General features: G+C 66.1%; 8 protein-coding genes. 4 read left to right on the top strand and 4 right to left on the bottom strand.

Going from position 1 to position 15417, the window contains the following annotated elements; translation table 11 throughout:
- Positions 1-349 precede the first annotated feature (349 nt).
- Entirely contained in the window at positions 350-1069 is a 720-nt protein-coding gene (locus LGM71_RS11720; RefSeq protein ID WP_124628431.1) for a Crp/Fnr family transcriptional regulator, read from the top strand.
- Positions 1070-1220: 151 nt separating this feature from the next.
- Here the strand turns inward: LGM71_RS11720 and LGM71_RS33285 are convergent, their stop codons facing one another.
- The gene (locus LGM71_RS33285; protein ID WP_082728783.1) at positions 1221-1403 is read right to left on the bottom strand and encodes a hypothetical protein; all 183 of its coding nucleotides are present in this window, start codon (positions 1401-1403) and stop codon (positions 1221-1223) included.
- A gap of 679 nt (positions 1404-2082) precedes the next feature.
- Here LGM71_RS33285 and LGM71_RS11715 point away from each other — a divergent pair.
- From LGM71_RS11715 to LGM71_RS11705, 3 genes are all read left to right on the top strand, one after another.
- Entirely contained in the window at positions 2083-2862 is a 780-nt protein-coding gene (locus tag LGM71_RS11715; RefSeq protein ID WP_226114906.1) for a PRC-barrel domain-containing protein, read from the top strand.
- A 381-nt stretch (positions 2863-3243) separates the two neighbouring features.
- Complete coding sequence (locus LGM71_RS11710; RefSeq protein WP_226114905.1) at positions 3244-4533, top strand: cation:proton antiporter; 1290 nt, start codon at positions 3244-3246, stop codon at positions 4531-4533.
- Between the two features lie 327 nt (positions 4534-4860).
- Positions 4861-5040, top strand: a complete 180-nt coding sequence (locus tag LGM71_RS11705; RefSeq protein ID WP_124628434.1) for a hypothetical protein — start codon at positions 4861-4863, stop codon at positions 5038-5040.
- 66 nt (positions 5041-5106) lie between these two features.
- Here LGM71_RS11705 and LGM71_RS11700 read toward each other — a convergent pair whose 3' ends face one another.
- The 3 genes from LGM71_RS11700 to LGM71_RS11690 all read right to left on the bottom strand — a co-directional run bounded on the left by LGM71_RS11700 (position 5107) and on the right by LGM71_RS11690 (position 15361).
- Entirely contained in the window at positions 5107-6288 is a 1182-nt protein-coding gene (locus LGM71_RS11700; protein ID WP_226114904.1) for a fatty acid desaturase, read from the bottom strand.
- An 86-nt stretch (positions 6289-6374) separates the two neighbouring features.
- Positions 6375-6599, bottom strand: a complete 225-nt coding sequence (locus LGM71_RS11695; protein ID WP_174908190.1) for a glycine zipper 2TM domain-containing protein — start codon at positions 6597-6599, stop codon at positions 6375-6377.
- Positions 6600-6754: 155 nt separating this feature from the next.
- A complete protein-coding gene (locus tag LGM71_RS11690) occupies positions 6755-15361 on the bottom strand; it encodes a GH36-type glycosyl hydrolase domain-containing protein (RefSeq protein WP_226114903.1) in 8607 nt (2868 codons plus the stop codon).
- Between the last annotated feature and the right edge of the window lie 56 nt (positions 15362-15417).

The following is a 15417-nucleotide window of genomic DNA, read 5'->3' as shown; positions in this document are numbered from 1 at the left end:
CTGAACGCTGAACACCGACGCACCCGAGTCATCGACGCGTATCTTCCGCGGTCGACGCTGCGCACGCGTGGCGACCTGGATTTTCCGTCAACCGCGCAGTGAAATATCGGTGCCGTATCGAGAGCGCGCAACCTTGATGAGACATGTGCCGACACTATAATTCTTGAAGGTAGATTCGCATTCGAACGGTCATTCCGAACTCATCGAAAAAAAAGGACGCATTGCCCCACCATCCTGTCCGGTCGTCGGATCGGTAAAGTATGATGGTTGCCCCGTCCCGCCAATTCCCGCTGCGCCCATATCGGCCGGATTCTCCATCGTCAGCCGCGCGCGAGCGCAGGAGCCACGCATGCTGGACAACCCGCCCATTACCGAAAATCACCTGCTTGCCGCGCTGCCAGAAGATGAACGAGATCACCTCGCCCCTCACCTGACCCTTGTCGACATGCCGTTGGGAAACGTGCTGTACGAGTCGGGTGGCCAGCTTCATCACGTCTATTTTCCGACCACGTCGATCGTTTCCCTGCTGTATGTGATGGAGGACGGCTCTTCCGCTGAAATCGCGATCGTCGGCCATGAGGGCATGATCGGCGTGGCGCTGTTCATGGGCGGCGAAACGACGCCGAGCCGCGCCGTGGTACAAAGCGCGGGGCAAGCCTACCGGCTCGACGCGCGCATCCTGAAAGAAGAATTCCGGCGCGGCAATTCGATGCAACGCCTGTTGTTGCGCTATACCCAGGCGCTCATCACGCAGATGGCCCAGACCGCGGTGTGCAACCGGCATCACTCGATCGATCAGCAACTGTGCCGCTGGCTGCTGCTCAGCCTCGACCGCCTGCCTTCGAACGAGCTGCGCATGACGCAGGAGCTGATCGCCAACATGCTGGGCGTGCGCAGGTCGGGAGTAACGGAAGCGGCATTGAAGCTGCAAGACGCAGGCCTCATCCGCTACAACTACGGCCATATCGAAGTGCTGGACCGCCCCGGACTCGAAAAGCGCGTGTGCGAATGCTATGGGGTGGTCAAACGCGAATTCGATCGCCTGCTTCCCGACCTGAAGCGACTCTAGCCGCTATCGCACCGCAGATTTCCGTGACGCTCCCGAAGGCGCGAAACCGGAGGATCGACACCTTCGCGCTCTCGACGAAACGGATTACCTACCTTCAGGCTACCCAGTATTCCGGTCACGCAACGCGCCGATCAGCGCCGCGCAACCTGCGCTATCGGTGCTTGATGTGGTGCGACTTCCGGTGATGCTTTCGATGAGCCGGGCGGGAAATCATCCGGGTGACACCGCCGATCGATGGCGGATCACTGGCGGGGAACGTCCCCTCGACCGCCTCGTCGACATTGCGTTCGCTCTTGCCACCGTTCGTATGCTGCTCTCGATACCTGCTGCGCATATCCACCTCCGTGGAGCTGAGTGCCGGATGAGGCTGGCCCGGATTCGACGGGCTGCGTGCTGACAACACGCCAGCGTGGAATGCCGCCGGTCACAACGCCAGCATAGGCCCGATCTGAATATTCCGCCGGGCACGCGCGCGTTACGCCGCAACACACCGGACACCGCGGGACGAACACGCTCGCGGCTTCGCATCGCCGTCGCATCGACCGGGACCTCGACTCAACCGGACCGCGCTGACAAACACACAGCCGGTCCGCGCACGCTCCGGAGCCGCTCCGGTTCTGCTCGTCACGCGCACCGACAAACCGTCGGCATCGGACAGACTGAGCCCGCGCGTAGAGCTATGCCACCTGACCGAATTCACCGCTGCCCCAATGAGGCCCGGTAGCTCATCAACGTGTCAACCCTAACTTATTCGCCGTCCTCATGATAGCGTCAGGTTGGATGTCGCGACATGCCTGCAGGAGGGCCGACCTAGTGCCTCCGTTCGCGCTTTGTACGGTTTCGTACCGCATCGGCCATTCGTCGCGTGTAGCGTTTCAAATATGCCGGCCATCCGAGGGGACGCGCTCGGCAAGAAACGCTCCGCATCAGCGGACGAACGGCTGGATGCCACCGCACGGCAGGCATGTCGGCCGGATCAGCAAAGCGCCGGGCATTGCTCTGGCGAGGACATCATGTTGCGAAGCATCCGAAAGCTGCACGGCGACACGGTTCGAGCGAAGGACGGCGATATCGGGCACATCCGCCAGGCCTACTTCGACGATGACAACTGGTGCATCCGTTACCTCGTCGTCGAGATGGGCGACTGGCTGCACGACAGGCAGGTGCTGATCTCGCCGTATTCCGTCACGCATGCCGAGTTCCGCACGCTATATGTCAACCTGACGCAACAGCAAGTGAGAGATAGCCCGAATCTGGACACGCACAAGCCGGTATCCCGCCAGCACGAAATCGAGATCCTGCGTTACTACAACTACCCGACTTACTGGGGCGGGCCGAACCTTTGGGGAATGGGCGCATACCCGGCTTTCGATCCCGCGGGGCCGTCGCAGGACCCTGAAGCGGGCGATCCGCTTTTCTCGGGCACCGCCCCGTCCGGCGCACCGGCGGATACGCATTTGCATAGCACCGGCGAGGTCGACAGATATCGGCTCGAAGCCACGGACGGACATATCGGCCACGTGTCGGACTTCATTTACGACGACGAAGCGTGGGTGATCCGCTACCTGGCGATCGACACGTCGAGCTGGTGGTCGACCGGCAAGGAAGTGCTGATCGCGACCCACTGGCTCGACCACGTGGACTGGTCAACGAAAACGGTATCGACCACGCTCACGCGCGATGCAATCCGCCGGAGCCCTCTATACGACGATTCGCAGCTCGTTCATCGAAGCTACGAAATCGAGTTGCATGAGTTCTACGGCAAGCATGGTTACTGGAACGCAGACCGATAACACAGACCCGCGCGAGGGGCAGCGAACGCAACCCGACCCCGTGCAGGATATAGCGTAACCGGACGCCAGGGAGCACCCGTATGACCTCAACCCGTTTCCCGTCAACCGAAGATTCGCTACTCGATGCGCTCTGCATGAATACGCTACGCTTCCTGTCGATCGATACCGTGCAGAAAGCGGCGAGCGGCCATCCGGAGCGCAGCCTCACGCGCCGGTTGTCGAAAGGACGATCGGTCCACTCGCCAGCCTCGCAGTCAGCGAGGACGGCGCGACGCCGTGTTCCAGAATCGATTCCAGCGGTAATCGCTAGAAGCCCCAAGGCGAAGGCGCACCGAGCGTGACGCGCGGCGAGCGCGACGCTATCCACGCAGGACATTCAAAGTGACCGAAACGATTGGATGCCTCATCTTCGGGGCCCTGCTGATTTTCATGGGACTCATCGGATCATCGCTCAAGCGCCTGCCGCTGAGCGCGGCCATGGTGTATCTCGGGATCGGCTTTCTGATCGGACCGGCCGGCACCGGCTTCCTGTCGCTGACATTGCCGGACGACGTCACGCATTTGCGCATCGCTGCCGAAATCGGCTTGCTGATCTCGCTGTTCGCGATCGGCCTGAGGCTGCGCGTTCCGCCCGCCGATCGCCGCTGGATGCTGCCGCTGCGGCTTGGCGTCGTCGCGATGATCTTCACCGTCACGGCGATCGCCGCGCTCGGCGTGCTGGCGCTGCATTTGAGTCTCGGCGTCGCGGTACTGCTGGGCGCGATGATCGCGCCGACGGATCCCGTGCTCGCTCATGACGTCGGCGTGCGCGACGCGGGTGACGTCGAACTGGTGCGTTTTTCCTTATCCGGCGAAGGCGGAATCAACGACGGCACCGCCTACCCTTGCGCGGTGATCGGCCTGCTTGTGTGCGGGTCTGGCACGATGTCGGAGCTTCACTTGAGCATGGTCGGCGGCATTGCATGGGGTGTCACCTCCGGCGTGGGCGCCGGCTGGCTGCTGGGCTTTGCCACCGCCCGGCTCGTCGCATTCCTGCGCAGCCGGCACGGCCAGGCCCTCGGCCTCGAAGGGTTCTTCGCGCTGGGCCTGATCATGCTGTCATATGGCGTGGCGCTCGCCATTCATGGCTACGGGTTCCTGGCCGTGTTCGCCGCGGGCGTCGCGATGCGGCGCGTCGAGCATCGCACGAGCGGCCGGAAGACGTCGAAAGAGACGGTCGGCGTCGTGGACAGCGAGGATGTCGAAGCCACCTCCACCGACCCCGACAAAGCTCATGCCTTCGTCGCTGAATCGGTCATGGGATTCACGATCGAGCTGGAACACATCGCCGAAGCCGTGCTGATCCTGCTGATCGGCGCGCTCGTCTCCCGCTATTGGACCGATATGCTCACCTGGACGGGCGCGGCCGTGGTTGCGTCGCTGCTGTTCGTCATCCGGCCGGCCGCCACCTGGCTTGCGCTGATCGGTTCCCGGGCGTCGCGCCACCAGCGCCGGCTGATTGGCTGGTTCGGCATCCGTGGCGTGGGTTCCCTGTATTACCTGATGCTGTCCCTCGAGCAAGGGCCGCGCGCGGAAGTGTTGCCGCTGGTTCCGCTGGTACTGGCCCTGATCGCCGTGTCGATCGTGCTGCACGGCATTTCAGCGACACCGCTCATGCGCCGCTATGCGTGAGATCCGGGCGGACGCCGTGGGGCGCTGCATGCCGGCGTCGAGCGATCCAGTCGCGATGCCCCCGGCGCCGGTTCGTCACGTGCATCGACTCTTTCGATCTCAAGGTGGACGAGCGCGAGCGTGGAGTCTGTCCGGCAAAGTACCGGGCGCACGCGGGTCACGGCGGACATCGCCGAAAAAAGCATCTGCATGAAGATTTGAAGCGACGCTAACCGCCACTGCACGGCATCGTACCGACTCCCCCCTTTTTCTCGCCCATTCTGTGTCTGCACGCATTCGCGGCAGTGGTCGATATCGATACACGGCACGCTCCAGTCAGGAGGATCTATGAAACAACATTCAGGCACACCACTTGATCAACGCGATCAGGCGACCCGGCAAAAGCAGCGGGAAGATCTCGCCCGAGCCGACATCGAGCGGTCCGAAAGGCGCGTCCGTCAGGATGCCGGCATCAATTCGAATGCGAGCAAGTGGCGCTATTTGCGCCCGGACAATCGGGCGAAATGAGCGGCACGTGCACGCGCCATGGCACGCCGGTGTCCTGTATCGCAGGTCGCGGGCGGCCCGGGATAATCACGCATACCGGCGCAGGCGCATCGAGAAATCGGCGATCGCCTTGATGCCGCTCCGCTCCGCGCAACGGCACCAATCCTGCAACTGAACCAGCAATTGCTCGTGCGACGCGTGTGACCACGTCCATAGCTCGAGCAACGCCTCGTACATATCGACGTACACGCGCATTCGCCGGTTGGCATTGGGGCTCGTCAGCGCCCGCAGATCGGGCTTGCCCCGATGGCCCCAGGCCTGGCGCAGCCAGCGTTTCATGGCGAGCGCGAACGCGCGCTTGTCGTCGCGGCTCATGTCCTTGATGCGGCGAAGCTCCCGCCGGCAGGCGGGTTCGAGCATGCGCGCATAGGCGGCCATCACCGCATGCCGGTTGCGGATGACCGCTTGCAGCGTTGCGTCGTCGACCACTGCCTTGTTCGGGAGCAGGCGCGGCTGCGTTGCGACGCGCCGAACGGTCGCCAGTCTCAACGCCGCCAGCAGGCGGATGTACAGCCAGCCGATGTCGAACTCGAACCATCGGTTCGACAGCCTGGCGGACGTCACGTATGCGTGGTGATTGTTATGCAGTTCTTCTCCGCCGATCAGGATGCCTAGCGGGAAGAGGTTGGTGCTCGCATCGGGCGTCGCAAAATTCCGGTAACCGCTGAAGTGGCCGCAACCGTTGATCACGCCGCCGGCCCAGAACGGAATCCACATCATCTGGATCGCCCATGCCGCCACGCCGGGGAGCCCGAACAGCCCGACGTCGATCACGGCGAGCAGCCCGACGCCGAGATTCGGATAGCGGGCATAGACATGACGTTCGAGCCAGTCGTCCGGCGTGCCCGATCCATACCGGCGCAGCGTTCCCTCGTTCCGCACCTCCTCCCGGTACAGTTCCGCGCCGCGAAGCAGCACGGTCGCGAGGCCACGGGTTCGCGGGCTATGCGGATCCTCCGGGGACTCGCTCCTCGCGTGATGCTTGCGATGCACCGCGACCCACTGCATGGTCAGCATGCCGGTCGTCAACCACAGCCAGAACCGGAAGAAGTGGCTGACGCACGGATGCAGATCCAGCGCCCGATGCGCCTGACAACGGTGCAGGTACACGGTCACGCTGATGATGGTGACGTGCGTGAGCGCGAACACGACCCACGCAAGCTGCCACCAGGACAGCCTCAGCCCGCCGTTCAGGAGAAATGCCGACATACCGGTCGCACTCCGGGTCACGCCCGTATCCACGCGCTTCGCCGTGACGGCGAGTGCGCGTACCGATTCCCTACCCTTCGGCCGGCCTATTTCCCGACCTGGTTGCCGACAACGCCGCCGACGGCCGCGCCGCCCACCGTGCCCAACGCACTGCCGCCCGTCAGGACCGCGCCGGCGACGCCACCGACACCCGCCCCGATCACGGTATCCGTTCCGCGGCGGGACATACCGCCGCAACCCGCCAGCACGACAATCGTCAACGTGACTATCGCCATCTCGACTGCCACGGAATGTAGCTTTCTCATGATCATCCCCTCGGGTTGCCGCCGCGCCGTCCGATCCGGCACGACGCACGGAAGCCCATGCGCTGACATCCCGATGAAATTCGGGACGTCGGTTCATGATGGGCGGTACATCGCGCGCAGTCCGTCCGCTAACGTACCGGCCCGGATGCCGACCTGTCGCCTCACAGAAGCACCGCTTGCGCCGCCCCCAGCGTCACGACCACGCGGTGGCGCCGGCCGTCGTCCACGAGTCGTACCGCCACTTCGCCGGCGGCGAGCCGCACACCATCCGCGACGAGGCTGGAGACGCCGCTGCTGACGGCGTCGGGATTCTCGACCACGACGTCGTAGTGCGCCGCCCCGTGACGCAGCGTGGCCCTGAAGCCCGGCCAGGACCGCGGGATGCACGGTTGAACGGACAGCATGTCGCCATGCTTGCGCAGGCCGAGCAGGCCTTCGACGCCCGCGCGATACAGCCAGCCCGCCGAGCCGGTGTACCAGGTCCACCCGCCCCGGCCGACATGCGGCGCGACCGAATAGACGTCGGCCGCAACCACGTATGGTTCCACCCGATAGCGATTCGCGCCGCTGCGCGTGCGACTGCGATTGATCGGATTGAGCAGTGCGAACAGATTCGCGGCACGATCGCCGTCGCCCATTTGCGCGAACGCGAGCACCGACCACGTGGCCGCATGCGTGTACTGGCCGCCGTTTTCCCGGATGCCCGGCGGATAGCCCTTGAGATAGCCGGGATCGACCGGCGAGCGATCGAACGGCGGCGCGAACAGCAACGCCAGGCCATCGTCGCGGCGGATCAGTCGCGCGTCCAGCGCGCCCATCGCCTGCGCGGCGCGCGCCGGGTCCGCCGCGCCCGACAGCACGCTCCACGACTGTGCGATCGAGTCGATCGAACATTCGGCGTTGCCGGCCGCGCCGAGCGGCGTGCCGTCGTCGAAGTAGCCGCGCCGATACCACGCGCCATCCCACCCCGCATCGGCGAGTGCGTCGCGCAACGCGTCGGCGCGCGTCAGCCAGCGCACAGCCAGTTCGCCCGAGCCGCGCGCCGTGGCGAGCGGGGCGAACGCCGTGAGCGTCGCATGCAGGAACCACCCGAGCCAGACACTTTCACCGCGTCCGGCCTCGCCGACCCGATTCATGCCGTCGTTCCAGTCGCCCGTGCCGATCAGAGGCAGACCATGCTCGCCGAAATGCGCCAGACTGCACTCCAACCCGCGCGCGCAATGCTCGAACAGCGACGCGCTCGTCTCCGAGATGCGCGGGATGAAGAACGCGTCGTGCTCGTCGGCGGCCAGCGGTCGTCCGTCGATGAACGGAATCGACGCATCGAGAATCGCCCGGTCGCCGCTGACGTCGACGTAGTACGCAACCGCATGGGCGAGCCAGACCCGGTCGTCGGAGATCCGCGTGCGGACGCCGCTGCCGCTTTCGGGCAGCCACCAGTGCTGCATGTCGCCCTCGGGAAACTGGCGCGCCGCCGCCCGCAGCAGATGCTCGCGCGTCAGGGCCGGGCGGGCGACCGCGAGCGCCATGCCATCCTGCAGCTGGTCGCGAAAACCGTACGCGCCGCTCGCCTGATAGAAGCCCGCACGCGCCCAGATCCGGCACGACAGCGTCTGGTACAGCAGCCAGCGATTCAGCATCAGATCCATCGCACGATCAGGCGTTTCGACCTGAACGGCGCCGAGCGTCTCGTCCCAGAACGCCGTCACGGCGGCGAATATCGCGTCGAGATTCGCCTGACGGTAATGCGCGATCAACTGACGCGCCGTTGCCGCGTCGGCGCCTTCGCCGAGCAGCAAGACGATTTCGACGCTGCCGCCGGGGTCGAGATCGACCGTGGTCTGCAACGCGGCACACGGGTCGAGCCCGGCGCCGACGCGGCCCGACAACGGCGACGCGCCGGCCCTGCCCGGAAAACCGGCGGGATCGCTCAGGACGCCATTACGGCCGATGAACTCGCGCCGGTCGGCGCTCCACGAGGTTTGCAGGCCGCATAGATCGGCGAACGCCACTCTGCCGCGATACACCTGGCTCCAGTCGTTGCGGGCAAACAGCGCGCCGGTGGGCGGATCGATCTCGCTCGCGGTGTGCGGCGCCGAGGCGCTGCGCGACGCACCCATCGCCCACTCCGCATAGATTGCGACGGACAGCCGGCGGGGCCGGTCCGACAGGTTGCGCAGGCTCAGGCGGGAAATCTTGACGGGATCGTCCAGCGGCACGAACTGCAGCAACTCGACGGCGACATCGGCGGCGGAATGCGCAAACCGGCTGTAGCCCTGGCCATGACTCGCCACGAAAGCGCTCGCGCTCGGCGCGTCGTCGCCGATGGAACCCGCCTGCGGCCCCCAGCGCACGCCCGTCTCGTCGTCGCGGATGTAGAACACTTCGCTCGGCGGATCGGTGACCGGGTCGTTCGACCACGGCGTCAGCGGATGCTCTCGGCTGTTCGTCACCCAGGTATAGCCGCCCCCCTCCGCCGATGTCAGGAAGCCGCACGATGGATTCGCGACGACGTTGACCCACGGCATCGGCGTGCATTGACCGGGCTGCAGGATCACGACGTATTCGCGGCCGCCGCGCGCGAAACCGCCGATGCCGTTGAAGTATTCCAGACCGGCGCCGGCCTGTGCGCCCTTCGGTGGGGAAATCGCGGGCGGTGGCAACGGCGGGCTCGCGGCATCCGGGCGTGCGGGCAGCGGCGAAGCCGCGAGGCGCCGCAACTGGTCCACCAGCCGGCCGTTGCGCGCGGCGAGCACGGCCCGCGCAACGGCCGGAAACAGTGCGCGCGCCGCCACCGCCATCAGGTCCTCGCGCAGGACGAAAATATTGCCGCGTCCGGCTTCGCCCGGCGGCTGCCGGGGCCGCACCAGCCCTTCGAGCGCCGCCTGCAAATCCTGCACATACGACGCCGCGCGCTCGTTGATAATGACCAGATCGACCTCGAGCCGCTTCATTCGCCAGTACTCGTGCGCGCGAATCAACTGCCGCACCATGGCGATGTGCTCGATGTCGTCGATCCGGACAAGCAGTATCGGCAGATCCCCCGATACGCCATGCGTCCATAACGGCGACGCGCCCACGCCACCCGCCGCCGATATCGCCGCGGCATGGCGCAGCAGCGCGGCGGAGCCCGGCCGCATCGACGCATCGCTGTAGAGCATGTATCCGGCCAGCTGCTGGAACAACGCGGCCTCGTCGAGGCTCACCGCGCTGTGCCGCAGTTGCACCTGCGCCTGGGTCCACGCGAGCATCGCCGCACGCGCGAACGATTCACCGTCGCGATGCTTGTCGACCAGATCGAGCAACTGCGCGCGCGAATCCGCGACGATGGTCCAGTAGACGATGCTCGCCTTCGCGCCCGGCTCGATCCGCAACTGCCGCCGCAACGTGAACGCCGCGTCCAGCACCGCGCCTTCGGAAGCACTCAGCGCACGCCGTTCGGTCAGCGCAAGCGGCAAGCGAACGCTGCGTCCGCGTCCGATGACACGCAATCGATCGGTATCGAACTCTTCCGCGCCGACGGTTTCGCCGGAGGTCACCGCCAGATGAGCGGCCCACACCTCCGCCTCGTTCGGCGCGCGCTTGCGGCGCGTCGCCAGAATGGCGCCGGACGCCGGCATGTACTCGGTCTCGATGAACAGCTTCGAGAATGCGGGATGCGCGTGATCGGCGGCGGCTGGCGCGAGCACGATTTCCGCGTACGACGTGAATTCGATCACGCGCGGCCGGGTGCCCGTGTTGGCCACCGACACCCGGCGCACCTCTGCATCATCCTCGGCTGATACCACCACCTCGAGCGACGTCGTCAAGGTGCCGTCGCGACGCACGAACTCGGCGCGATCCTCGGTGAACGTCACGTCGTAGCTGTCCGGTACCACGCCAGTGGGCTGCCACGTGGCCGACCAGACGTCGCCGTTCTCGGCGTCTCGCAGATACAGATAGCTGCCCCAATCGTCGCGCGTCGCGTCCTCCCGCCAGCGCGTAACGGCCAGATCGTCGCGACGGCTGTAGCCGGACCCCGCGGCCGTGAGCATCACGGCGTAACGGCCGTTGGACAGCAGATGCGTGACGGGGGTGGGATCGTTCGCGGACAGCAGGCGCCGCGCGACGCCGGCATCGATCCCATGCATCCTGCCGGCGGGGCGCGTGTCGACCCGCGGCCTCCCTGCCGCGACCCGGCCCGGCACCCGCTCCTGCAACAGCAGCTCGGTGGCTCGAACGGCCGGTTCCGCATGGAAGAAGGTGCGAATGCGCCCGCCCAGCAACGCATTGGCGATCGACACGATCGACATGCCCTGGTGATGCGCCATGAACGCCTGCACGATGGCAACCGGCATGCCTTCCGGCACGCGCGCGGGCGTATAGTCGAGCGCTTCGTAGAAGCCGAAGCGCCCACACGCGCCGGCCGTACGCAGCCGTTCGAAGTTGCACGCGGCGGCATGCGGCGCGACCATCGCCGCGAGCGCGGTCGCATAGGGCGCGACCACCAGGTTCTGGTCGAGATCGCGCTTGAGCCCCAGCTCCGGCACGCCGAAGCTCGAATACTGATAGGTCAGCTCGATGTCGCGCGTGTTGTATGCCGACTCGGACATGCCCCACGGCAGGCGCAGCCCGTCACCATAGGCGATCTGCTGTCGCACCACCAGGTGATTGGTGCGTGCAAGCAGGCTGCTGTCCGGCGCGCGCATCACGAGCGACGGCATCAGGTATTCGAACATCGATCCCGACCATGAGATCAACGCCGCGCCGTGCCCGATCGGCGTCGCCAGACGGCCTAGCCGGAACCAGTGGCGCGCCGGAACATCGCCCTTCGCGATCGCGACGAAACTCGCCAGGCGAGCCTCCGACGCCAGCAGATCGTAGTTGCCCGGATCGAGTCGTCCATCGGCCACCGCGTAGCCGATCGACAGCAGGTTGCGCACCGGGTCGAGCAAAAAGCCGAACTCCATTGCATAGGCCATCTGCAACGCAGTATCGGCCAGCACCTGAAGACGCTTGTTCAGCACGTCCGCCTCGTCCGGCGTGCGCGTCGCATCACGGCAATGCCCTTGCACCACGTGCTCCAGCGCCTGCGCCCAGAACAACACGTCGTCGACGTCGCCGCCTCGCACCCGGCCGATCTCGTCCATCAGCGCGCGCGCGACATCGGCGACTGTCGCAGCGAGGATCGTGATCGCGTTCCATTCCGTCGCGGCGAGCATGTCCTCCAGTTCGGTCGCGGCCCGCTCGAATTCGCCGTGCAAGGTCGTGCGGGCGTCGCCATCCCGGCACACGGCCTTGCGCAACAGCGCCAGCGTATCGCCGATCCCTTCATGCGCGGCCTGCCGTCCCACGCCAGCGGGCTGATTCGCCCACGCCCGGCAACCGTTGCCGAGCGCGATCAGGTGCCCGGCGAGATTGCCGCTGTCGACCGTCGACACATACCGCGGCTCGAGAGGCCGCAGGTCGCGCGTGTCGTACCAGTTGTAGAAATGGCCACGATAGCGCGACATCAGCCGCATCGTCGCGAGCGTCGCCTCCAGACGCGACACCGCATCCAGCGTGCCAAGCCAGCCGAACTCGCGGGCGCTGACGACGGACAACAGGTACAGCCCGATATTGGTAGGCGAAGTCCGGTGCGCACAAACGGGCTTCGGGTTCTCCTGGAAATTGTCCAGCGGCAGCATCTGATCATCGGCCGTCACGAACGTCTCGAAATAACGCCAGGTCCGGCGCGCGTCGCGCCGCAGTTGACGCGCATCGTGCGACGTCACCGCCAACTCGCCCGCCGGCCGCGGTGCGCGGCTCAACCAGTAGGCGATCGCGGGCGCCGCGAGCCAGACTAGCGCGAACGGGGCGGTCAGCCACCCCGCATGACGATCGACGCGCCAGCCCACCATCAGACTGGCGGCCGCGCCAAGCAGCGCGAGCGTCAACCCGCCGCGCATCTGCAGATAGGTGGACGCCAGGGTCCGGCGGTCGCGTGCGCCAGCTTCGGCCGCCGTGGTCCACTCGAGCAGGTGGCGATGGCTGATCCCCAAGCGAAACAGCGTGCGCGCGATCGCGTCGCCCATCGACCACGCCTGCTGCGGCAGCATGACGATCGACAGGCCGAACCGCGTCAGCGCGAACTGCAGCTCCGTCGACCACGCATGGAGCACGCTGCGCGTGGTCATCTTCACGTGCGTGCGGCGCCAGCGCGGCACCAGTCCGCTCATTACGGGCAACAGGAACGGCAGCGCGATCGTCACCAGCACGAAGGCACTCCAGCCGAGCGATACGGGGAGCGGCTGCATCCATCCGGCCAGCAGCGCGATCAGCATGGCGGGCGCCGTGAGCGTGCGGCGCAGGTTGTCCAGCATCTTCCAGCGGCCGACCGCCGTCAGCGGTTCGTGGCCGAAGATCAACCACGGCAGGAGTTGCCAATCGCCGCGCGCCCATCGGTGCAGGCGTCCCGCCGCGACGTCGTAGCGCGACGGCGACGCTTCGACGACCTCGACATCCGACGCCAGCCCGGCCCGCGCGAAAATGCCTTCGAACAGATCGTGACTGAGCACCGTGTTCTCCGGCACACGGCCGGCGAGCACCGCCTCGAACGCATCGACGTCGTAAATGCCCTTACCCGCATAGGAGCCTTCGTCGAACAGGTCCTGATAAATGTCCGACACGGCCGACACGTAAGGATCGATGCCGTGCGCGCTCGACGACACGCGCTGAAAAAGCGACCCCTCGTCGCCGTTCGCGAGGGACGACGCAACGCGCGGCTGAAGCACACCGTAGCCTTCGACGATGCACCGGCTCGCCGGGTCGAATACCGGCCGGTTGAGCGGGTGCGCCATCTTGCCGACCAGGCGCCGCACGGTATCGCGCAGCAGCCGCGTATCGGCATCGAGCGTGATCACGTAGCGCACGTCAGGCGGCACGCGCGGCGGTTGGCCTCCCGGCGCGACGAACGTCGTGTCCGACGCCCCGCGCAGCAACCGGTTCAGCTCGTGCAGCTTGCCGCGCTTGCGCTCCCAGCCCATCCAGCAGCGTTCGCCGTCGTTCCACACGCGCTTGCGATGCAGCAGCAGAAAGCGTTCGCTCTCGCCCGGCGCCGGCGGATAAAGGCCATTCAACCGGTCGATACCCGCCATCGCGAATGCCAGCAGCCCGTCATCGCTGTCGGTGTGCGGGGTGGGTGCATCCACCCAGTCGGAGAGCAGTGCGAAGTAAAGCGTGCCATCGGGGCTCGCCAGGTGATGAATTTCCAGTTGCTCGATCTGCTCGGCGAGCGCCGCTTTCGTCGTCAACAGCACCGGCACCGCGACCAGGGTGCGCAGGTCCGGCGGAATGCCGTCAAGCAACGCGAGGCCGGGCAGGATCTTCGCGCCGACATCGCGCATCACGCTGCGATTGACGAGCGCGACCGCCGCATCCAGCGCGGGTAGCAGGCCAGCGACGCCGAGCCAGATCAGCCAGTGACCGGGCGGCTCGATGCGAGTCAGCCACGCCAGCATGGCCGTCAGCAGCAGTGCAGCAATTAGCCCGATACGACCGAGATAGCCGCCGAGACCGGCGCGGCGCGTCAGGCGTCGCAACCACAACGCAACGGGCGGCCGATAGCCGATCTCCGCCTCGAATGCGGCGCGGCCGTCCGCCAGCAGGTAGTAACCTGGATCCGTCTCGCGCCCCGGCACGGCACCGGCGGCCAGCGTGCCGCGCGTCCCCTGCGCCGCCGCATCGGCGACGACGCGGCGGGCAATCTCGAGTTCGCTGACGGGTGCGCCACGGGCAAGCACTTCAACCGCGTCGCGATACAGGTTACGCGTGGGGAAATCCATCTCCGCGAAGCCCGGGTGATTACGCAGCACTTGATCGACCAGGCTGATGCGCTCGAACAAAACGGTCCAGTCCACTTCCGAAATCAGCCGCATGCTGGTGATCACGTTGCGCACGGTCAGACTGGCTGCGCCCTGCTGATGGTTGACGGAGGCGACGATCTGATCCGGCGTCGCGCCGCGTGCCGCCAGGTGCCGATGCAGCCACGCCAGTGCCGGCGCGACGGCCGGATCGGGATCGTGCAGCCGCTGAATCAGCTGCACCGCGAACGCATCGTGCAATACGGCCTGTTCGTAACGGGTGACGAGCGGCTCGGCCTCCACCCGCGCATGCCCGCGTTCGCCCAGCAGGCGATCCGCAAGTGCGTCGGCGTCGAGCCGCGCGCGCCGGTCGTCGATGATCTGATCTGCGAGTCGCCGCAGGTTTTCGATCAGCACGATCCGCAACGTGATCGCCACCGCCCACAGTTCGCCGATCGTCAATGGTTCCACCGCCTGATAGGCAAGCATGAACCGGCATAGCATATCGGGATCGAAACGGCTGTCCGTATGGGCGACGAATGACCAGTTGATCTCGAACACGCGCGGATAACCGGCAAACGGCCCGTTGCCGAGCTTGGGGAGTTGCCGGTAATAGCGCGGGGAAAGATCGTCGCGGATCTGCCGCACCTGCTCCGCGACGAGATAGTAGTTGTCGAGCAGCCACTCCGCTGCCGGCGTGATTTCTTCGCCGCGCGCGTCTGCGGCCACGGTGTTCCGGTACGCCTTCAGCAGATGATCCGCGTTGTCCTTCAGCCGCGTCGCCAGAGACGGGCCAGAGGCCGCCCCGGGAACTACCTTCTGCGCACGCGCCAGAATTCCCGCATGCTGCGCCAGCCGTTCATCGCCGAGGAACTCCTCGCGAATCGGCCGTGCATTGCTCCATGGCGATGTCCGGCGTCGCGAAACACGCGCAACGGGAATCTTCAAGGCCCCTTCTCCCGAATGACCACTCCATCCGCCCAGGCTTCACGCCCGAAGCGTCG

It is taken from the genome of Burkholderia sp. AU33545 (assembly GCF_020419685.1).
In the GTDB taxonomy this organism is placed as follows: Bacteria; Pseudomonadota; Gammaproteobacteria; order Burkholderiales; family Burkholderiaceae; genus Burkholderia; species Burkholderia diffusa.
This window is presented reverse-complemented; position numbering and strand designations above follow the sequence as displayed.

Coding starts and splice junctions, on each gene's coding strand:
- LGM71_RS11695 (WP_174908190.1), bottom strand. CDS start 6,599: ATGATCATGAGAAAGCTACATTCCGTGGCAGTCGAGATGGCGATAGTC.
- LGM71_RS11700 (WP_226114904.1), bottom strand. CDS start 6,288: ATGTCGGCATTTCTCCTGAACGGCGGGCTGAGGCTGTCCTGGTGGCAG.
- LGM71_RS11720 (WP_124628431.1), top strand. CDS start 350: ATGCTGGACAACCCGCCCATTACCGAAAATCACCTGCTTGCCGCGCTG.
- LGM71_RS11715 (WP_226114906.1), top strand. CDS start 2,083: ATGTTGCGAAGCATCCGAAAGCTGCACGGCGACACGGTTCGAGCGAAG.
- LGM71_RS11705 (WP_124628434.1), top strand. CDS start 4,861: ATGAAACAACATTCAGGCACACCACTTGATCAACGCGATCAGGCGACC.
- LGM71_RS33285 (WP_082728783.1), bottom strand. CDS start 1,403: ATGCGCAGCAGGTATCGAGAGCAGCATACGAACGGTGGCAAGAGCGAA.